Source organism: Enterocloster citroniae (assembly GCF_040545455.1).
GTDB lineage: Bacteria > Bacillota > Clostridia > Lachnospirales > Lachnospiraceae > Enterocloster > Enterocloster citroniae.
Genome location: NZ_JBEPLZ010000006.1, coordinates 141,072 through 161,001 on the forward strand (window position 1 = coordinate 141,072; position 19,930 = coordinate 161,001).

Consider the following 19,930-nt stretch of genomic DNA (forward strand, 5'->3'; position numbering starts at 1 on the left):
CTTATTTTTTATCCTCCTTCAGCCATGAACTGATCATGGATGCAATGATCTCAGGATTCATCTGTGCAAAGGACCGCACCTGGTCTACAGGACTGGTCAAGTCCTCCATATGTTTCCCCAGACTGGTCTGAACCGCATCCTCAGCGGCACGCTGCTCTGCACTGTCCGCACCCGCAGCCTCCCCGCCCTCATCCTCAAAATGGGCAAAAAGCTCCTGATCCTCCCTCATGTGTTTCTTCTTCCTGCGGCTCATCAAAAGCAACAGGATCAGCAGGAATAACAGGACACCCACACCGGCTGCAGCCGCAATGGTCCTGTAATCCAGGCCTGTCTGCGCCGGCGCCTGTACCGGCAGGGCCGGCTTTGGAGCGGGAACCGTTTCCTTTGGCATCTCCCGAAAGCTGGAAACCACAATGTCCTCAGGCGCAATATTAGCCGCCTTGGAAGCCGCGTCCACCAGCTGCTGTTTTTTTGCCTCTGTCAGATTGTCGTCATTGACCGTGATGGCAACCGTGGCTTTCTGAAGCTTTACATTATCCTTTTCAATCTGCTTTTTGATGTAGCTTACAAGATAATCCACATCCCTGTAATAGTCTCCCGAGGTCCCCCCGGCAGCGCCAGTCCCTGCTGTTCCGTAGGAGGGTATATCCGTGTTGTTTTCCTCGCCTGCAATGCCGCCCGCGCCGGAAGCTCCTCCCTCAAGGTTCCTTCCCTCCTTATACCGGTCCACAACCCCCTGTCCGTTTTCCTGGGGCTCATAATGCATGTCTTCCGTGATCATCCTGTCATAATCTATGACCACGGTGGCGGACACGCGAAGCTTATCCGGAGCATATGCCAGGGTGAGGACATTTTTAATCTTGTTCTCCAGGCGTTCCTCCACCTTTGTCTCAAAGTCCAGGCGGTTCAGGCCATAGGCAGTGGTGCCGATATCATCGGAAACCATCTCCTGCATGGTCTGGGCGTTCACTACCGTCACATTTTCCGGAGCCAGCCTTGGAACACTGTCCGACACCAGGTTCTTGATGGCCGACACCTTTTCAGGTGAAAGCTCATAGGAGGGCATCAGGGTGAGTGAGACGGATCCCGTGCTGGAGGGCTGGTCCTCATTCCACACGTAGTGACTCTCGTCCGGCACATTCAGGGTCACGATGGCGTTCTTAATCCCTGTCATGTCCTTTAATGTGCGCTCGATCCGGTCCTGAAGATTCATCAAGAGGTATTGACGCTTCTCAAATTCAGTGGTTGTGAACCCCATATTATCCGAAAAAATGTCAAAAGGAAGTGCCGTTTTCGGATAACCCAATTCTGACATATCAAGCATGATATCGCCCAACTGGTCTTCCGGAACCGTCACTTCTCCTTCGCTGTTCCTCCTGGCTTCAACGCCCCTTGCATTGAGAACCGTAAGGATCTCACTATTCTCTTCTTTTGATATTCCCGGGAATAATGCAACATAATTCCCGCCTTTGCCCATATTGAGCACAACAGTGGCCGCTAAAGCCACAATAACCGCTGCCGTGATTCCGGCAGCGGCTGCCTTTCGCCTTCCGGTACCCAGCATACGGCCTGCGCCGCTGTTTTCCCCGGTTACCGACTTAAATTTATCTCTGATCCCCATAACCCACCACTGTAATCTTTCATTTTAATATCAAAATACGCAAATTTAACGCTTTGTCATCAAACCTGCATTCCCATGATCTGATTGTACGCATTCACGGCCTTTGATGCTAACTGAGTGGTGAATTCTATGGTTGCCGCGGTCTTTTCCGCCTGTATCAGGGCTGTGTGGAGATGATCCACCTGTCCTGATGCCAGCTTCACATCCATGTCCTGATTATCCTTTAAAGCCTGGTCCGCTTCCTTAACTGCTTCCTTTAGCACATCCTTAAACTCGGTTTTCCTGCCGGCCTGTCCGGCGGACTGTGTGTTGTGCATTTTATCTAAAGACGTAATAACGTCCATTTTGGTTATCGGCACTATGAACATAACTCCCCCTGTAATCCCCCTTGTTTCAACAATATTCTACACTGCCTTCAGTATACGTCCAACAGGTCACTTCGTCAACAAATTTTAAGAAAATTATAACCAGTTTGTAATTTTTTCCGTAAGAATTTACCACATAATGAAAAATATGTAGTTTTTATACAAAAAAACAGGAAGCCAGAATTTTCCATTCCGGCTTCCCGTCATCAGTGCTGCATGTGTTCTCAACCCCTCCATCTTCCCTCAGAATCAAGGTATCTTCCCTCCACAGAGGTGTTTCTTAACATGGTCCCGTTGTCCGGGTTCATATAATACCACAGGCCGTTGTCCATCAGCCACCCTGTATGCATGGAACCGTCCTGGTCAAAGAAATACTGCTGGCCCTGGACATTCAGCCAGCCCGTGTGCATGGCTCCGTCCTCCTCCAGATAATACCATTTTCTGTTATCCTGGATCCACCCCGTGTTCATGACCCCGTTGATATCCAGGAAATAACTCTTTCCGTTCCTGGTCTGCCAGCCTGTAAGCATATATCCGCTGAAATCAAAAAGATACCATTCCCCGTCTATGTTCTGCCATGTACCTGAGGGATACGTGCCGTCCGTGTTCCTGTACCACCAGCCCTCGTTGTCCTTTACCCATCCGATCTGGGCCGGGGTCAGCTGTTCATTTTTTACAGGTCCGGTCACCGCGCCTGTAAGACTGCACACCTCATCCGCATCAATATCACATTCGTCCGAATACACCCAGTCGCTGCCGGTGATATAACCAAGTTCCTCCGAGTCCTTTGGTATTGCCCGTACCCGAAACTGGTAGGTGCCCGGAAGGGTCATACTGGGATAAAAATCATATGTGGTTGCAATGACCTTGGGCACTCCCTGGATCATCTGATCTCCCCTGTAAAGTTTTAATTCATATGCCCCCGCAAAGGGAACCGCAGACCAGGTGGCCTTTCCGGGAGGATATCCCATCCACTCCGCGCTCTCCGGTATCTCCAGTGTACCGGACGCCGGCGTCAGTTTCACGGTCAGCAGAAGCGTCTCATCATTGTTGGTCCGCTTAACGGAAGCATAGGTGGCTCCGTCAATCTGAAATTTGCTGGGTCCCGTGGTGCGGTTAAAATAGTATCCGCTTCTGGCATGGATCTCGATCTGTACCTTTGGTTCATCCCCCGGCTCCCAGTATTCCTTATTTTTGTTGGCCCATTTATACGCGCCAATGGTATACAGGTTACTGTCCGTGGTGGTATACACAGTGGCCTCATTCAGTTCATAATCCGCCTGCACATCCGAGCGCACCCGGATGGAGACGCTGGTAATGGGGGTTCTTGTCTCCGTCTTTGCAGCTGCCATGGATGTGATGGACAATGCCGCTGCAATCGAGGCACTCATAATCAGTCCTGCCGCCCTTTTCCAAATATGTATCATTGCAATTCTCCTCCTGTTTACGGTGCCCATATCCCATTCTGACCAATATAGTATTCTCCCACCACCTGGTCCTTCACCATCCGGCCGTCCCGCGGGTCCAGATAATACCAGCTGCCCTGGGATAAGAGCCATCCTGTGGCCATGCTTCCGTCAGGGTTCAGGTAATACCAGTCATCCCCCTGCTGCAGCCATGTTCCGGTAAGCTTCCCCTGTTCCGGATCCAGATAATACCAGATCCTGTTATATTGAAACCAGCCTGTAACCATATCTCCGTTGGAGGTGAGATAATACTCCCTGTCGTTCTTCCACTGCCACCCTGTGAGCATATACCCGTTCATGTCAAAGAGATACCATTTATCCCCGATCATATTCCACTTGCCCACAGGATAGGTCCCATCCTCATTTTTATACCACCAGCCGTTCTGGTCCTGGACCCAGCCCGGAGCCTGGGACTGTGGACCTGTACCATCCTTTTCGTTTACTCCCTTTACTCCCGTGGATACGGACCGCTTGCCGGCGGCCTGGGCGTCCTTTCTGGTGATCTCCTGGTTCTCAGATTCCGCCCAGTCTCCTGCTTTCAGATAATCGGATTCCGACTCCGACCTGGCAACCGCCCTCACCTTAAAGTAATAATCCCCAGCCTCTGTCATATAGGGGAAAAAGTCATAACTGACCGAATTGGTCCTGGGAACATGATAGACCATGCTTCCATCACAGAACAGCTTTACCTCATAGGAGGAGGCGCCTTCCACCTTTGCCCATCTGGCCTTGCCCAGAGGCTTTTCTTCCCAGTACGCGTCCTCCACGCGGTCCAGGGTTCCCTTTACGCCTTTTAGCTTTACCGTCATAGTCAGACTCCGCTTGGCATCGCTTTTCTTGGAAGTCACATAGTCCGCTCCCCGGATGTGGGCGCCGGAAGCATTGATACTGTTAAAATAGTAACCCTCCTCGGCTGCCAGTTCTATGGATACCTTAGGTATGTCTCCGGCCTTCCACTGGGACTTTCCATTGATAAAATCACAGGATACCACATGATACTTTGTACTGTCGGCCGTTGCGGACACACTTCCGCCGTCCCCGTTTGCAACCACGGAGGAGGTCACTGCCACTGCCACTGATTTGATGGCCTCATCCGCATATACCGCTGTAGCCGCAGACCACCAGACTGCCAGACACAGACCTGCCGCCGCTGCCATTTTAACCCCTTTACACACATACCTTCTCCTGCCGGTCACTCCCAAACCTCCCATAATCACTGTATTTTTCATCTTTTATCACGATTGCCACGGCCTTCTGACGGACACAATGGTCCGGTAAGCCGGATCATATCCCACCTTGATGCCTTCCTTTGTGGAGCTGGCGTGGACGATCCTGCCGTCCCCAATGTACATGGCCACATGGCCGGAGTAGCAGACCAGATCCCCCGGCTCCATATCCTCATAGGAAACCTCCCTGCCAAACACGGCCTGTTCCCCGGAGGTTCTGGGAATGTTCACCCCAAAATGACGGTACACGGACTGTGTAAATCCGGAACAGTCAGCCCCTTTAGTCAGGCTTGTACCCCCATATACATAGGGATTGCCCACAAACTGGAGACCGTAATCAGCCACTTCCCGCCCAAAGGAAGTGCCGCCATGGCTTTTGATCATCTCCCTGCGCCGGGCTTCCTCCCTGCTCCTGTCTTCCTCACTGCGCCGGGCCTCCGCCTGCTTTCTCAGGCGTCTGATCTCCTCATTCTTTAAGCGCACTTTATCTGCCGCCCCGGCTGCCCGTTCCCTGGCCTCTGTGAGCTGGGTTGAAAATGTCTCTGACTCCCGCTCCTTTTGGCGGATCATGGATCGGATCTGCGTCTGCTGTCCTCTGTATTCCTGTTCCATGACCTCCATCTCAGACTGCTTTCCCTCCAGCCGCGCCTTCTTCTCCAGTACCTGGACCCTGATCTCCTCGTATTGTGTGATCATCTCCTGATCGTACTGGTAAAGCTGGGAAAAGTACTCGGTCTGGTTCACCACATCCCCGATATTCCTGGCCCTCAGCAGGATATCCAGGTAAGTTATATTTCCCTCCTCATAGAGAAACCGGATCCTTTTTTTCAGCATCTCATACCGCTGTTCCCAGTTCTGTACTGCTGTCTCATAATCATGTTCCGCCGTCTCTATCTGTTGTTTCAGTTCTTCCATATCAGACTCCAGAAGACTGCTAAGCATCAAAAGCCTGGTAAGCTGATCCTCCAGTTCCCGGGCCTGCTTCTGGGTATCATCCCGCTTATGCTCCAGGGAATCCGCCTCCTCCCGGGCCTTATCCAATTCCTCCTGGGCCTTGTCCTTCTCCTCCCGGGCCTTCTCCTCCCGGGCCTTCTCCTCTTCCTCCTGGGCCGTCCTCTGATCCTGGGCCGTCCTGACTCCGGGCGTGGCCCATACTTCCATGGCCATAAGGAGAACTGACGCCAGGAACACCGGGAAAAGAAGGCGTACCCTGACATGGTAATCTTTTGTTTTCATCTCTGATCTATGTATACCCCTATCTTCCCCATCATGGTGACGTTCCGGTTCGCCTTGGCGCCGGAGGCCTCCCTATCCAAAAGAAGATCATACCGCCTCGGATCAAATTCGCTCTATCCTGCCGCTTCAGAGATGGGGAAACCCTTTCAATGCTGAATCTGCCTGTAAAATTACATTTCCAAATATCAATAATGCCAGTATAGCATAAACGTAACCAGGAAAAAAGCCCTAAATAATAGGATAAAAATCCCGGCACAGGTATCACATTTCCTTTCCTGTACCGGGACATACCCGTAAACGACAGCCCATAAGCCCAAGTTGCCCATGGCTTCCCTTTAATCTCAGCCTTCCATCTGGCGGCCCAGAAACCCGGCTGCCGTCACAGCCAGTTTCATTTCCATATCTCCGAACTTGGCCCTGGCTTCCCTGCTCATAAGAGCCACGGCGCCGATGGCGTCCCCCTCGCAGATAATGGGGGCTATAACCTGGGCTGATATACCCTCCAGTTCCTCGTCCACCAGCTGGATGAATGCCTTGTCATCCCTTGCAGCCATCACCGTGTTGCGCTCATTGATGGCCTGTTCCAGCTGGCGGCTGATGTTGCGCTGAAGCAGATCCTTCTTTGCCCCGCCTGCTACAGCGATGATCTGGTCCCTGTCCGTGATGCATACCAGCAGGCCGGTGGACTGGGCCATTGCCTCCGCGTACTGTACTGCAAATGAAGTGAGCTCCATCATGGGTGAATATTTCTTGAGAATGATCTCTCCTTCCCTGTCCGTAAATATCTCTAATGGCGTACCTTCCCTGAGTCTCAGGGTACGGCGGATTTCCTTTGGAATGACCACACGTCCCAGATCGTCAATTCTTCTTACTATTCCTGTAGCTTTCATAAAAAAATTCCTCCATTTTACTCTCTGACATTTATCTTCTTTGTTGCCCGTAAATGTAGTATTTGTAAAACAGAGGAATTTATACTTAAAGTAACCTTCAAAGTAATTATGAGGATTTATGGCTTCTTATAGTCGCCCCGGTCTGTCACCACCTCATATCCGATTGCTTTCATACGTTTTTTTAATTCATTAATGTTGGTGGCAGCTTCCACTCCAGTGCTGATCTTGTTGTCATAGAGCATATATTTCTTGCGCACATCCACTGGTGACAGGTTGGGCATGACCACATTAGCCCCTGCCATAACACCCTGCTCCCGGCCATTTTCCTCAATGGTGCCCAAAGCCGTGGTGGCCGGAAGCAGGACGGAGGGCAGCATCAGCCGGACAATGGCTAAGAGCAGCAGGGTCTGGCGCAGGGTTCCGGCCGGCCGATCCTTAAACGGGGTATCGTGATGAGGGATAAACGGACCAATCCCCACCATTTCCGGCTGCAGGCCGTACATAAATTCCAGGTCTTCAGCAATATGCTCCGTTGTCTGATAGGGCGCCCCGACCATGATCCCGCACCCCGTCTGATATCCGATGGCTTTCAGGTTCCTGAGGCATTCCTTGCGGTGTTCCGAGGACATCTGAGGCGGATGAAGGCTGGCATAATGACATGGATTGGCTGTTTCATGGCGCAGCAGATACCTGTCCGCCCCGGCGTCAAACCAGCGCTTGTAGGTGTGAAGATCCTTTTCACCCACGGACAGTGTGACCGCACAGTCGGGATAGCTTTTTTTTATGCTCTCCACCAGATAAGCGATTTTTTCATCCGTAAACCACGGATCCTCCCCGCCCTGAAGCACAAAGGTGCGCAGCCCCAGTCCATAGCCGATCCGGCAGCAGTCCATGATCTGATCCGGAGTCAGCCTGTATCTGGCCGCCTTTGGGTTGCTTCTGCGTATGCCGCAGTAATAGCAGTCGTTCTTGCAATAATTGGTAAATTCCATGAGGCCACGGACAAATATCCTGTTCCCATAGCTGTTTAACGCTTCGTTTCTGGCCTTTTCATAAAGATAGGTTGCCCCGTCTTTTGACATATGATCAATGAGGAAACAAAATTCCTCCCTGTCCAGGATCCGGTGCTTTGCCAGCCGGTCCACCAGTTCTTTTATGGTATCCATCACGCACCTCTTTCCATGACTTCTTTTAATCCCACCGGAAGGACACAGGTGTAGGTACGGTCCTTGTGCTTAAGGGGATACAGTTTTACCTCCACCCCAAACGCCTCATCCAGATGGGACTCGCTGAGCACTTCCTCTGTGGGGCCGAACATGGTAAAACCACGGGGGGTGAGGAGAAGGGCTTTCTGGGAAATAGACAGGGCGTGCTCCGGGTAGTGGGTGTTCACCACCGCGGAGATACTCTTTTCCCTGCACAGCCGTTCAATGGTCTCCAGCACAATGAGCTGGTTTCTGAAGTCCAGATTGGATTCAGGTTCATCCAGAACCAGAATAGAGGGATCAGCCGCCAGTGCCCTGGCAATGAGCACCATCTGAAGCTCCCCTCCGCTGATCCTGCTGCACAGCCTGCCTCTCAGATAGCTGATCCCTATCTCTTCCATACAGGCAAGGGCAATGTCCATATCCTCCTTTTTTGGCTGCCCAAATGTACCCAGATGGGCATTTCTTCCAAGGAGCACCATATCCTCTGCGCGGTATGCAAAAGCGGACGCTTTGGCCTGGGGCACATATCCAATCTTCTGCCAAAGCAGATGATAAGGGATCTCCTTAATGTTGGCCCCGTCAATGTATGTGCCTCCTGTCTTCCATTCCAGAAGGCCCAGCATACATTTGAGCAGCGTGGTCTTTCCCGCGCCGTTGGCTCCCAGCACGGACAGCACCTCCGGCTTATCCATGGATAAGTTCACGTTCTGTAAAATGTACTGGCCGCGGGAATATCCAAATCCGCCGTCTCTCACTTCAAATTTCATAATCGGATTCCTCCTGTCTTTCTCAGGAGCAGTATGAAGCAAGGTGCTCCTATAAGGGCTGTCAATATGGATACCGGTATCTCCGATGCCGTGACGGACCGGGCCAGGGTGTCAATGATAAGCATGAACACCGCCCCAAAAGCCATGCTGGCAGGCATTACGGAGCTGTTGTCATTTCCAAATATCATCCGCACCATGTGGGGGATGAGAAGACCCACCCAGCCGATCTGGCCGCACATGGATACCACGGCGGCTGTGACCATGGCTGACCCCACGATCACCAGGCTGCGGATCCGCTTCACCGGGATCCCCAGGGATTTTGCCTCATCCTCAGGCAGGGACATGGAATTGAGTTTCCACCGCAGCAGGAACAAAAGCATGCTTCCCCCTGCGATAAAGGGCGCTCCCATTACCAGGGTGGATTTTGTGGTGGATGCCATGCTTCCCATGAGCCAGTAGGTGATGGAGGGCAGCACATCCTGTGGATCCGCGGCATATTTGATCAAAGACACCAGGGCTGAAAACAGGGAACTGACCATCATGCCAGCCAGTATGATCATAAGGGGAGGCATGGTTCCCTTGACCCGGCCCACGCTCCAGGCCATAAGCACTGCCGCAACACCCAAAACCATGGCAAGCACCTGGATGCCGAATGCAGGAAGCCCTAAAAGGATGCCCAGCACAGCCCCAAAGGATGCGCCGTTTCCCGCGCCCAGGGTATCGGGCGTGGCCAGGGGATTGGCAAAAAGCCCCTGGAAGGCTGCGCCGGACGCCGCCAGTCCCCCGCCGGCCAGAAGGGCTAATATCACTCTCGGAAGGCGGATATTGGTGATCACGGTCCTGACCTGGCCTGATACCTCCACCTCAGGGAATGCACCCGGAACCAGCACGGCTGCCAGCTCCCTGGGTGAAATGGTAAAGCGTCCCACGGCCATTGCCCCAGCCGCACACAGGAAGATCACTGCCAGGGAACCCAGGGTCCAGTAACGGTTCCACCTTCGGGCGCCGGAGATTGCCTGTGCAATTTCTGTGCCCGGCTGGCTGTCCCGATCTGAGGATGACCTGCCCCGGATAGAGGAGGCTGGGTGGGCTATTCTGGCCGAATCTAAGGCAGCTGCACCGCAAAGCGGGGCAGTCAGCCGGGTACAGTATTGTCTCAAACAATCTCTCACATTCATGTTTAATCCATCCTTACTTTTTATTTCTTATAGCCCGCTGCCGCGTCACGGCCCGGGTGGTACATCCTCTCCACCTGTTCATCGCTCAGCTTGACACCGTACATGGCCTGATAGTAGTCCTTCACCTCCTTGGTGATGTCCACATCCTCAAACAGGTCCGGATACACCTGTTTAGCCATCCACAAAAGGGTCATGGGCGTATCCGTGCTGGGCGTATAGCTTCTGTAAGTGCCCAGAGGAAGCTTATACACATGCCCGTCCTGTACTGCCTTTACCGGGCTCCAATCGTCCTGCCCCACTGCATTTTCAAACAGGTCCTCAGGCTGTACCGGGGTAAAATTGGTGATAAAGATCACATCCGGGTTCCACTCATAGACCTGCTCCATATTGATGACGGCATTGGAATTTTCTGCCGCCACTCCCTCTGCCGCATTGCGTCCGCCCACGGCATCACACCAGAACTGCCCAAAGAACTTTTTGCCCGAGGTGATCATGGTGGTGTCACTGTAATTAAACAGGAACAGGATATTCTTTTGCTCCTCCTTCTTCAGGCCGGATACCCGCTTCTGGATATCTTCATAGACTTTCTGGCTGTACTGGGATACTTTGTCTGCGGTGTCTCCTTTTTCAGGGAAGATCTGGCTTAAAAGTTCCACCCAGTGATCATATGTCTCAATGCTGTCATAATCCCACTTGTTCACAGACACTGCTACGGCTGCGAATCCGGCTGAAGTCAGGGCCTCCCCCATCTCCTTGCTGCCTGCATTGTAGAATACCACATCCGGCTCCAGCTTCATCAGTTCCTCCATATTGATGTCGCTGCCGTTCATAAAGTCCGTGCTGGCATTCAGGATATCCGGAAACAGTTCTCCCAAAAGCCCGGTTTTTGCAGCGCTCATACTGGCCGGATTCATACCCACGATCTTTTCACCCGAGCCCAGGAATACGGTGATGATGGAGGGCAGGGGAAGAATGTCCGTGACTACCACACGGTTCACCTGCGCCGGGATCTCCACCTGGTTGCCCGCGTGGTCGGTGATGGTCTTAGGTCCTGACTGGTCCGCGGTTTCCGCTTCCTGGTGATCCGATGCCTGCACATTCGTCCCCCGGGCGTCTGCCTGGCATCCTGTCAGGCCTGCCACCCCAAGGCATAGACTTAATATTACTGCTGTTAACTTTTTCATAATCTCTCTTCCTCTCCTTTGCCCGGACTTCCGGACAATTCTAAACGCCGCACACAAACGGCTTCATTCTGTCATGGTACATGCGCCCTGAACACGCCTCATGGGGAAAGTCCACAAAGACCTGCCGTCCGTCCCCGGGACATACCTGGCGGTACAAAGGGTCTGCAATGACAACTGTACTCTTTTCCATGGCCGCAATGGCCTCATCCTCATCCCAGACCAGGATATCCCCCGGCTCAGCCAGGTCCGCGCCGCCTTCCGTGGGGCACAGCACATGAATATCCCCAGCTCCCAGATCCTCCCGCAGGCTGCACCGCAGGGAGCCGGCAATCACCTGTTCCCCCACGATCAGGATGTGTTCCCCGGAAAGGTCCTCAGGAAGTCCCGTAAGCCCCAGATCCACGGAGCCGCCCCATGGGCCGCCTGACGGGCCGTCTGACGGGTCCCTGTGCCCGTTCCCTCCTGCAAACAGGCTCCGGCTCTTCCCTGTCCCGGCTCCAAGACGCAGCAGTCCGGCCAGGCGCAGGGCCGCCCTTCTTCCCACCGGAGTTCCCACCACATAGGGAGTTCCGTATTTTCGTTCCAACTCCATGGCCGGTGGAATACCGGCCGCGGATACCACCAGGTTCACATCTGCCAGTCCGGCCAGGCGCATTTCATCCAGACTGCTTTCCATGGCCCAGCAGCTTAAGGTCTCCATTCCGTGGGATGCAAGGAATGCTTTCATGCCGGCCACATTTCCCGTCAGGGAGAAATCCAATGGCGTGGCCCCCAGCAGATTGACGCGCAGCCTGGTACCGCGTGAGCCGGCAGGCGCGCCGTGTAAAACATCGTGTGCGCCTTCCCCGGCCATTCCCCAAAGTTCCTCCCCGGAAGGGCAGAAGCGCACCGCAATCTGCCTCAGCGCTTCCCCTGCTCCCTGTACATAGGAATGCATTCCATTGGTGGCAATGCCAAAGGTGGGGATTTTTGTCTCCTTCTCGATCATCCTGGCGATTCCCTTAAAGTCGGTTCCCATCATCATGGGAATGGGCGTTCCCCCCATGCAGATAAATCTGGGATGGAGGTTCTTTGCCGCATCCACAATATCCCGCACCAGTTTCCCGTCATCCCCCATAACAGCCTCCAGCTCCGACAATGCGGATATATATACCATGCTGTCCATGGAATACCACCTGGGTTCATCATGGGTGGTATAAGTGGAGTTGCAGCCCGATGCATCATGCATCACGGTCATTCCCCCAAGCTCATAAAGGGCTGAGCAAACCCCTGATATGTCCGCCGAGTACACCGGCAGAATGCGGTTCGTCCTTCTCAACAGCAGCACCCCCATCCCTTTACCTGTATCAGTTTCTCCGTGTCTTTCTCTTCCCGGGCCGCTTCCTCCATAAGGCCTGCCAGCTCCAGGATCCCGCCGTAGCCGTAAAGGCCTCCGTCCTCCACCATGTTCACAAAATGCCCCGTCCCTGTAAAATAAGCGGCCTTCTGTCCCATGGCCAGCACCTTTCCGGACTTTTCCCCGCAGAATGTCCTGGGAAGGACCGCCATCTTGTGGTAGACCGTGGGACAGACCAGAATACGCGGACAATGGATCTTCAGCCACTCCAGTACGTCCGCCTCCTCCGAAGATATGGTATCAGCATAGATCCGCTCCACCTTAAAACCGCACATTACCAAAAGCCTAGCCATTCCCAAGGGGCGGGAGGATATGGTGTAATCAATCACCACGGACCAGTCAGACAGGGTTTGGGCCAGGGTGCGCAGTGCATGTTCCGCAGCCTGCTGCAGTCTGTCCGCCTCCATATCCCTCCATACCTTTTTTGAGTCCAGATTTAAAAGGTCCGACAGGCATTTCCAGCGCTCGCTGATCTCATCCCAGTTATAACTCACTGGCAGATACACCCACCTCTGTCCCAGCCGTTCCTCCAATTCCTGGGCAGCCGGACGGCCCAGGGGATGTATGACAATGTTAAGGCAGCCTTCAGCCATGGTCCTATATTCCTCAAAGTCCCGGCAGGTGCATATGTCCTTTAGGGCAAATCCGTTTTCCTCCAATATCCGGTACAACTCTGAGCTCCGCCTGACTGCCAGGTTATTGCCAATAATATTGACCTGCTTTTCGGAAATTTCCGCGGGTTCCAGCAGGGAATACAGCTGTTTTCTCATAAATGGGTCCGGCGGCATCTTTGTCTTTCTCATAATGGGGTTCATCCAGCACTGCACAAACCCCACCTGCGGAAACCGTCTGTCCAGTTCCCCAAACACCAGCTTCATATCAGTTCCCAGAAAATGATGGATGCAGCTGGTGAACAATAAAAGCGCTCTGGGCAGCTTAGGCATTTCCTCCAATATATGGGTGACCCCCCGGATGATGATCTCCTCGCAGTCGCCTTCCAGCACAGAGTCCTCGTCCACTGATATGGTGGAGAACCGGTGGGAATCATTTAACTCCGCCGCTGACAGGACCACTCCCCTGAGACAGCTCTGGGCACAGACAAAGACCTGGTGGCTCTCGGGCAGCAGCATGCCGATATGTACAATGGTCCATCCTCCTCTGGCCGGCGCGCTGTACTCCAGCCCGTATGTAAAGGGCGCCAGGCCGGAAACATCCGCTATCTCAATGCCGGCTCCCCGGCTGTTTACCTCATGCAGATCCTTAAGCATACGCCACCTTCACCTCATCTTCCCCGCAGGCCGCCAGCACGGCATCCGACAGTTTTAGATAGCCTGCCGCAACATCGCTGTCCGGAAATGCCTCCATCACGGTCTGTCCCAATTCCTCCGCCTCACCAACCAGCGGGCTGAAATCCAGGGAAGCGATGATGGCCGTACCCATGTCGCGGGCCAGCTCCTCCACCTTTTCCTGTTCCCTTTTTACATTGCGCCTGTTGAGGATAATGCCGCCCAGGCTGGCATATCCCCTGGCTTCAAAGGATTTCACCGCGCTGGCAATATTGGCGGCCGCATAGACGGCCATGTTCTCCCCGGATGTGACAATGAACACCTTATCCGCATATCCCTCACGGATGGGCATTGCAAAACCGCCGCACACCACATCCCCCAGCACGTCATAGATCACCACATCCGGCTGGTAGATGTCAAATGCATGGCGTGCCTCCAGGGCCTCAAAGGCCGTGATGATCCCCCGCCCCGCGCATCCCATGCCGGGAGTGGGTCCCCCTGCCTCGGCGCAGAGCACGCCTTCGCTTCCCTCTGTGACCAGCTCCTCCAGGCCGGCCTCATCTCCTTTTGCACGGATGGTATCCAGAATGGAGGCGACTCCATTTCCATGGTGAAGCTGTATGGTGGAATCCGCCTTGGGGTCGCATCCGATCTGCATTACCTTAAATCCCCGTTTTGCCAGAGCTACCGACAGGTTGGACGAGATGGTGGATTTTCCGATCCCGCCTTTTCCGTAAACCGCTATTTTCAACATAGTCATTTTCCCCTTTACATTTTAATAGGTTGGGCTGATAGGAACAAAAAATCCTCTCTCTGAAAACAGAGAGAGGATAGAATAACTAAAATACAACCGGTCCAATCCGCGCGTCACCGCATAAATATACGCGCACATGGCCAGAAGGCTCCGCTCTCTCTTTATCTCAGGGTTACTTCGCATCAGAGAAAGGTCTTATTCGATTATTTACCATCATATTCCTGACAATGGAAAAAAGCAAGCTTAAATTAAAAATTAACAATTCACGTCTTTACTTTACCGCAATTCCCATGATATCATACCATCAGTGTACAAGGGCACAAAGGCCCCCTGTGTACGTAACCCCAGATTAAAAACACAAAAGGGAGGACATACTCTATGGAAGACCGTCTGGCTGTCATAAGCTGTATCATCAGCAATCCGGAATCTGTGGCAATGGTTAACGAGAAACTCCATCTCCAGTCCAGCATGATCATTGCCCGCCTGGGCGTTCCCTGCCGGGAATACGGCGTGTCTGTTATCAGCATCGTAATGCATGGGACCCAGAACCAGATCAGTTCATTTGCCGGAGATCTGGGCAAAGTGGACGGGGTAAAGGTAAAATCCATCCAGGTACCGGTGGCAGACCACCAGCCCCGGACCGACCTATAGAAAGGCAGAACAATGGAGCATATGGAAGCGCTGCTGTCCCTGATAGCAAACATAGCAATCCTCATATTTGAATTTATCGGCGTGGGCATTATCATCTATTCCGGACTTACAGGCTTTTCTAAATTCCTGCGCCACTCCCCCGACACCAAGATATACCTGGCCAAAGGCCTGGCCATGGGTCTGGAGTTTAAGATGGGAAGTGAGATCCTGCGTACCGTGGTGGTGCGCGAGTGGAAGGAGATCGGGATCGTGGCCGGCATCATTGCCCTGCGTGCCGCGCTGACCTTCCTGATCCACTGGGAGATCAAGGAAGAAGAAAAGACAGAACATGACTCCCTCTCCCTATAACCTCAGTCCGCACAGCCCCTTTAATATCTCCTTTGCTTTTTCCACCATGGCCAGGCTGTCCTGGTTCTTATTCCTTCTGTCCACATAGTGGAAGGAGGGTACTTCACCCGGAACCAGCTTTAAATCGCCCTTAAAGGATTGTACCAGTTCAGGGATCTTGTCAACCTGGATCCTGGCTTTCTGGTACATCAAAAGCCTTACCTCCTGGCGGTTGACCATCACCTCAGTTACATAAGCCTTATGGGCCAATGCCCTGAGAGCCGCGATCATCAGGAGATTGGCAACACTGCGGGGGATATCCCCAAAGCGGTCCATCAGCTCATCCTGCATATCCATGTATTCTTCCTCTGTCTCGATGGCAGAAATCCTCTTATAAATATCCAGCTTCTGATATTCATTTTTAATATAAGCGGCTGGAATGTACGCATCGATATCGCATTCCACCACGGTTTCGTAGGAATCCTCCTCAGGCATTTCTCCCTTGAGGGCCAGAACAGCCTCATTGAGCATTTTACAGTACAGGTCATATCCCACTGCCTCCATATGGCCGTGCTGCTCCGCTCCCAGGACATTTCCCGCCCCGCGGATCTCCAGATCCCGCATGGCGATCTTGATGCCTGATCCCAGCTCCGTAAACTCCCTGATGGCCTGCAACCGCTTCTCAGCCTCCTCCCGCAAAAGCTTATCCCGTCTGTACATGAGAAAGGCATAGGAGGTCCGGTTGGACCGGCCCACACGTCCCCTTAACTGGTACAGCTGGGAAAGGCCCATGCGGTCCGCATCATGGATGATCATGGTATTGGCATTGGGGATATCAAGTCCCGTTTCAATGATGGTGGTGGATACCAGCACATCGATCTCCCCATTAATGAAATCAGCCATGATCCGCTCCAGCTCATGCTCCCGCATCTGTCCATGGGCAAACGTGACCACGGCCTCAGGCACCAGTGCCTGGATCCGGCCGGCCACATCATCAATGTCCGTCACCCGGTTGTATACATAATACACCTGTCCGTTTCTTGCCAGTTCCCTGTTAATGGCTTCCCTGACCATTTCCTCGTTATATTCCATCACATAGGTCTGGATCGGGGTCCGGTCCACCGGAGGTTCCTCCAGAACACTCATATCCCGGATGCCAGCCAGGCTCATGTGCAGGGTTCTTGGAATGGGTGTTGCCGTCAGGGTGAGGACATCCACATTTTCCTTCAGCTGCTTGATCTTCTCCTTATGGGCAACGCCGAACCGCTGCTCCTCATCTATGATCAAAAGCCCCAGATCCTTAAACTGCAGGTCCTTTGACAGTACACGGTGGGTGCCGATCACAATATCCACCATCCCCTTTCGCAGGTCCTCCAGGGTCTTCTTCTGCCTGGCCGGGGTGCAGAACCGGGAGAGCATGTCAACACGGACCGGGAAATCCTTCATCCTCTGTACAAACGTGTTATAGTGCTGCTGGGCCAGAATGGTGGTGGGCACCAGATAGACCACCTGCTTGCTGTCCTGGACCGCCTTAAAGGCTGCCCGCAGGGCCACCTCCGTCTTGCCGTAGCCCACATCTCCGCAGATCAGCCGGTCCATGATCCTGCGGCTCTCCATATCTGCCTTCACCGCATCAATGGCATCCATCTGGTCATCTGTCTCATCATAGGGAAACAGCTCCTCAAACTCATTCTGCCACACCGTATCGCGTCCGTACTGGAATCCGTTCTTTTCCTGGCGGGCTGCATAGAGCTTTACAAGATCCCTGGCAATCTCCTGAACCGCCCCCTTGACCCTGGTCTTGGTCTTGTTCCACTCCGAACCTCCCAGCTTGTTAAGCTTTGGTTTCTTGGCGTCCGCTCCTGCATATTTCTGGATACTCTCCAGCCGGGTGGCGGGCAGGTAGAGATTTCCTCCATCCCCATACTCGATCTTGATATAGTCCTTAATGACCTTATCCCGCTCCACCTTTTCAATGCCTTTATAAATACCCAGCCCGTGCTCCTCATGGACCACGTAATCGCCCACGGACAGCTCCGAAAAGCTTTGGATCGCCTTTCCCTGGTAGTTGGTTTTCTTCCTGCGCTTTTTCTTTTTTTCAGCGCCGAACATATCGCCTTCCGTGATAAAGACAAACTTGAGAAGCGGGTATTCAAAGCCACGGTGAAGGCTGCCGTAGGTGACCATGATCTCCCCCGGTTTTACCTTGGAATGGGCGGCCGGTCCCCTGTCACCGGCATCCTCCCCTCCATCCGGGCAGTAAGCCCGCAGATCATACTCCCTCAGGTCGCTGGCCAGCCTGCTGGCCCTTGTTCTGGAAGCGGAGAGCAGGATTACACGGTAGCCCTCCTTTTTCCACCTGGTCAGATCCTTGATCAGGATCTCAAAGCTGTTCTGATAGGAATTAACATTCTTCACATCAATGCTGAACTTATGGTTTATCTTCATGCCGGGCAGCTTCTGGTCCAGCCCTGTAAGCATGACCGTATGCGGCTTCTGCAGCCTGGCCAGCACCTCTGCCACGGGGTAAAGCAGCTCTGTCTGCTCCGGAAGGAGATATCCTTTCTCCAGGCGGTGCACCATGCTCTCCCTGAATTCCAGTTCCACGGTCTCTCCCTTTTCCCGCAGCCTGGCCGGTTCATCCAGGTAAACCACGCTTTCTCCCCTGGGAAAATACTCCAGGAAGGAGACTGTATCAGGACAGAAATACCGTATATATGCGTCCAGCCCGCCTATTTTCCAGCCTTCCTCCAGTCCGTCCGACAATTCCTCTATGATGGAGTGGATCCGATGGGCTTCCTCCGGCTTGTGCTGGTCCCTCAGCGCCTTCTCATAGGTCTTTTCTTCCTTTCTAAGGCGTGCGATCCCGGCATCCAGCTGTGTTTTATCCAGCACCACCTCCGCTGCCGGATAAATGGTCACTTCATCCAGCTGCTCCACGGAGCGCTGGCTCTCCAGGTCAAAGGTCCGGATGGAATCCACCTCGTCATCCCATAGTTCAATACGAAAGGGCACATCCTCTGTCAGCGGGAAAATGTCAATGATCCCTCCGCGGATGGAGAACTGCCCCATGCCATCCACCTGGGCCATCCTTTCATATCCCATGGCTGTCAGCCGCTGTCTCCACAGGTCCAGGTCGATCACCTGGCCGCTTTCCACCGTAATGGCCTGCTCCTTTAGAAACTGCAGCGGAAGCAGATGGTCCATAAGGCCGTCCATGGTGGTGACGATAATACCCCCTTTTTCCTCCATAAGGTGTTTAAGGACCGCGATCCTCTGGCGTGTCATCAGGTTCCCGTGAATATCCGCGCTGTAGAACAGCAGGTCCTTGGCCGGATACAGCCACACCTGCTTTGTAAAATTCCGGAAGTCGTCATATATTTCCTTGGCCCTGGTATCGTCATAGGTCACCACCAGTTTCCAGGGAACCCCTGTCTCCTCCCCCAGCTCATACATCAGATGAACCTTCTGGGAATCCAGGGTCCCTGTCACCTGAAGAGGGCCCTTTTCCTTCTTCAGAGCCTGGACCAGATTGTCATATTCCTGTAATTCCAACAATGGATTTTCCATCTTACCCTTTACCTCACATCAAGCCTTATGGCCGTTAAACTGATTCATGGCTGCGTCCACACTCTCCGTGATCATCACGTTTACCGCCTTTGACGCGTCCTTAAAGGCATCCTCCATAAGCACACGGTCCTCTTTGGAAAAACGGCTCAGCACATAATCCGCCAGGTCCATCTTCTTAGGTTTATCGCCTACTCCCACCCGGATCCGCGAAAACTCCTGGGTCCCCAGGTGGGCGATGATGTTCTTGATCCCATTATGGCCGCCCGCGCTGCCCTTTTTGCGGATCCGCAGCTGCCCCACATCCAGGCTGATATCATCATATATGATAATAATATGTTCATGGTCCACTTTATAGAAATCCGCAGCCGCCTTTACGCTCTCGCCGCTCAGGTTCATAAAGGTCTGAGGTTTTAAAAGCAGGACCTTCTCACCGCCTATGATCCCCCTGCCGTAAAGTCCCTTAAACTTTTTCTCCTCAACCGTGGTGCCCAGCATATCGGCCAGCACATCAATGACCTCAAATCCCACATTATGCCTTGTCTTCTCGTATTCCCTTGTGGGATTGCCCAAACCCGCTATGATATACATGACCCTGTCGTCCTCCCTCTTATCCGGTTCCCTTTTTCCCCATCCCAGTATATCCTTTATTCTGTCCCATATTCCGCTCATTTTACGTCCCTCTGTCCTGTTTCATCCATCTGATATCAAACCGGTGCCGCGGCATGTCCTGACGACACGCCTTAAAGCGTTAGATACGCACCGATGGGGGGTATCTAACGCTTTTTAGCTGTTTTCTCATTCTAAC

General features: G+C 53.2%; 17 protein-coding genes. 2 read left to right on the forward strand and 15 right to left on the reverse strand.

Annotated elements, in window-relative coordinates; translation table 11 throughout:
- Position 1 precedes the first annotated feature (1 nt).
- From fliF to ABID13_RS10135, 13 genes are all read right to left on the reverse strand, one after another.
- Positions 2-1,621: a flagellar basal-body MS-ring/collar protein FliF gene (gene fliF / locus ABID13_RS10075; protein ID WP_048930058.1), complete on the reverse strand. Its 1,620-nt coding sequence runs from the start codon at positions 1,619-1,621 to the stop codon at positions 2-4.
- Between the two features lie 59 nt (positions 1,622-1,680).
- Positions 1,681-1,938: a flagellar hook-basal body complex protein FliE gene (fliE, locus tag ABID13_RS10080; protein ID WP_243278001.1), complete on the reverse strand. Its 258-nt coding sequence runs from the start codon at positions 1,936-1,938 to the stop codon at positions 1,681-1,683.
- A 272-nt stretch (positions 1,939-2,210) separates the two neighbouring features.
- Complete coding sequence (locus ABID13_RS10085; protein ID WP_040416929.1) at positions 2,211-3,410, reverse strand: N-acetylmuramoyl-L-alanine amidase family protein; 1,200 nt, start codon at positions 3,408-3,410, stop codon at positions 2,211-2,213.
- Between the two features lie 20 nt (positions 3,411-3,430).
- A complete protein-coding gene (locus tag ABID13_RS10090) occupies positions 3,431-4,609 on the reverse strand; it encodes an N-acetylmuramoyl-L-alanine amidase family protein (RefSeq protein ID WP_045091252.1) in 1,179 nt (392 codons plus the stop codon).
- A 78-nt stretch (positions 4,610-4,687) separates the two neighbouring features.
- Entirely contained in the window at positions 4,688-5,914 is a 1,227-nt protein-coding gene (locus ABID13_RS10095) for a C40 family peptidase (protein WP_048930059.1), read from the reverse strand.
- 341 nt (positions 5,915-6,255) lie between these two features.
- Positions 6,256-6,804, reverse strand: a complete 549-nt coding sequence (spoVT, locus tag ABID13_RS10100; protein WP_048930060.1) for a stage V sporulation protein T — start codon at positions 6,802-6,804, stop codon at positions 6,256-6,258.
- A gap of 116 nt (positions 6,805-6,920) precedes the next feature.
- Positions 6,921-7,970, reverse strand: a complete 1,050-nt coding sequence (hydE, locus tag ABID13_RS10105; RefSeq protein ID WP_048930061.1) for a [FeFe] hydrogenase H-cluster radical SAM maturase HydE — start codon at positions 7,968-7,970, stop codon at positions 6,921-6,923.
- Positions 7,970-8,779 (reverse strand): ABC transporter ATP-binding protein, encoded by an 810-nt coding sequence (locus ABID13_RS10110; protein ID WP_048930062.1) that lies wholly within the window; start codon positions 8,777-8,779, stop codon positions 7,970-7,972. The genes hydE and ABID13_RS10110 overlap by 1 nt, the downstream gene beginning before the upstream one ends.
- The gene (locus ABID13_RS10115; protein WP_227161409.1) at positions 8,776-9,957 is read right to left on the reverse strand and encodes a FecCD family ABC transporter permease; all 1,182 of its coding nucleotides are present in this window, start codon (positions 9,955-9,957) and stop codon (positions 8,776-8,778) included. Before ABID13_RS10115 ends, ABID13_RS10110 begins: the two co-directional genes overlap by 4 nt.
- Before the next feature lie 20 nt (positions 9,958-9,977).
- Complete coding sequence (locus tag ABID13_RS10120) at positions 9,978-11,141, reverse strand: ABC transporter substrate-binding protein (protein WP_007865404.1); 1,164 nt, start codon at positions 11,139-11,141, stop codon at positions 9,978-9,980.
- Positions 11,142-11,181: 40 nt separating this feature from the next.
- Entirely contained in the window at positions 11,182-12,474 is a 1,293-nt protein-coding gene (locus tag ABID13_RS10125; protein WP_007865401.1) for a nitrogenase component 1, read from the reverse strand.
- A complete protein-coding gene (locus ABID13_RS10130) occupies positions 12,456-13,805 on the reverse strand; it encodes a nitrogenase component 1 (RefSeq protein ID WP_048930063.1) in 1,350 nt (449 codons plus the stop codon). Before ABID13_RS10130 ends, ABID13_RS10125 begins: the two co-directional genes overlap by 19 nt.
- The gene (locus ABID13_RS10135; RefSeq protein WP_007865397.1) at positions 13,798-14,577 is read right to left on the reverse strand and encodes a nitrogenase iron protein NifH; all 780 of its coding nucleotides are present in this window, start codon (positions 14,575-14,577) and stop codon (positions 13,798-13,800) included. Before ABID13_RS10135 ends, ABID13_RS10130 begins: the two co-directional genes overlap by 8 nt.
- Before the next feature lie 378 nt (positions 14,578-14,955).
- Between ABID13_RS10135 and ABID13_RS10140 the strand changes: the two genes are divergently transcribed.
- Both ABID13_RS10140 and ABID13_RS10145 read left to right on the forward strand, forming a co-directional pair.
- A complete protein-coding gene (locus ABID13_RS10140) occupies positions 14,956-15,228 on the forward strand; it encodes a TM1266 family iron-only hydrogenase system putative regulator (RefSeq protein ID WP_007865394.1) in 273 nt (90 codons plus the stop codon).
- A gap of 12 nt (positions 15,229-15,240) precedes the next feature.
- On the forward strand, positions 15,241-15,576 hold the full coding sequence (locus tag ABID13_RS10145) for a DUF1622 domain-containing protein (RefSeq protein WP_007865390.1): 336 nt from the start codon (positions 15,241-15,243) through the stop codon (positions 15,574-15,576).
- Here ABID13_RS10145 and mfd read toward each other — a convergent pair.
- Both mfd and pth read right to left on the reverse strand, forming a co-directional pair.
- Complete coding sequence (gene mfd / locus ABID13_RS10150; protein WP_048930064.1) at positions 15,571-19,125, reverse strand: transcription-repair coupling factor; 3,555 nt, start codon at positions 19,123-19,125, stop codon at positions 15,571-15,573. The genes ABID13_RS10145 and mfd overlap by 6 nt on opposite strands.
- 18 nt (positions 19,126-19,143) lie before the next feature.
- Entirely contained in the window at positions 19,144-19,794 is a 651-nt protein-coding gene (pth, locus tag ABID13_RS10155; RefSeq protein ID WP_048930065.1) for an aminoacyl-tRNA hydrolase, read from the reverse strand.
- Positions 19,795-19,930 lie beyond the last annotated feature (136 nt).

Coding starts and splice junctions, on each gene's coding strand:
- fliF (WP_048930058.1), bottom strand. CDS start 1,621: ATGGGGATCAGAGATAAATTTAAGTCGGTAACCGGGGAAAACAGCGGC.
- fliE (WP_243278001.1), bottom strand. CDS start 1,938: ATGCACAACACACAGTCCGCCGGACAGGCCGGCAGGAAAACCGAGTTT.
- ABID13_RS10090 (WP_045091252.1), bottom strand. CDS start 4,609: ATGGCAGCGGCGGCAGGTCTGTGTCTGGCAGTCTGGTGGTCTGCGGCT.
- ABID13_RS10095 (WP_048930059.1), bottom strand. CDS start 5,914: ATGAAAACAAAAGATTACCATGTCAGGGTACGCCTTCTTTTCCCGGTG.
- spoVT (WP_048930060.1), bottom strand. CDS start 6,804: ATGAAAGCTACAGGAATAGTAAGAAGAATTGACGATCTGGGACGTGTG.
- hydE (WP_048930061.1), bottom strand. CDS start 7,970: ATGGATACCATAAAAGAACTGGTGGACCGGCTGGCAAAGCACCGGATC.
- ABID13_RS10110 (WP_048930062.1), bottom strand. CDS start 8,779: ATGAAATTTGAAGTGAGAGACGGCGGATTTGGATATTCCCGCGGCCAG.
- ABID13_RS10115 (WP_227161409.1), bottom strand. CDS start 9,957: ATGAATGTGAGAGATTGTTTGAGACAATACTGTACCCGGCTGACTGCC.
- ABID13_RS10120 (WP_007865404.1), bottom strand. CDS start 11,141: ATGAAAAAGTTAACAGCAGTAATATTAAGTCTATGCCTTGGGGTGGCA.
- ABID13_RS10125 (WP_007865401.1), bottom strand. CDS start 12,474: ATGGGGGTGCTGCTGTTGAGAAGGACGAACCGCATTCTGCCGGTGTAC.
- ABID13_RS10130 (WP_048930063.1), bottom strand. CDS start 13,805: ATGCTTAAGGATCTGCATGAGGTAAACAGCCGGGGAGCCGGCATTGAG.
- ABID13_RS10135 (WP_007865397.1), bottom strand. CDS start 14,577: ATGTTGAAAATAGCGGTTTACGGAAAAGGCGGGATCGGAAAATCCACC.
- ABID13_RS10140 (WP_007865394.1), top strand. CDS start 14,956: ATGGAAGACCGTCTGGCTGTCATAAGCTGTATCATCAGCAATCCGGAA.
- ABID13_RS10145 (WP_007865390.1), top strand. CDS start 15,241: ATGGAGCATATGGAAGCGCTGCTGTCCCTGATAGCAAACATAGCAATC.
- mfd (WP_048930064.1), bottom strand. CDS start 19,125: ATGGAAAATCCATTGTTGGAATTACAGGAATATGACAATCTGGTCCAG.
- pth (WP_048930065.1), bottom strand. CDS start 19,794: ATGAGCGGAATATGGGACAGAATAAAGGATATACTGGGATGGGGAAAA.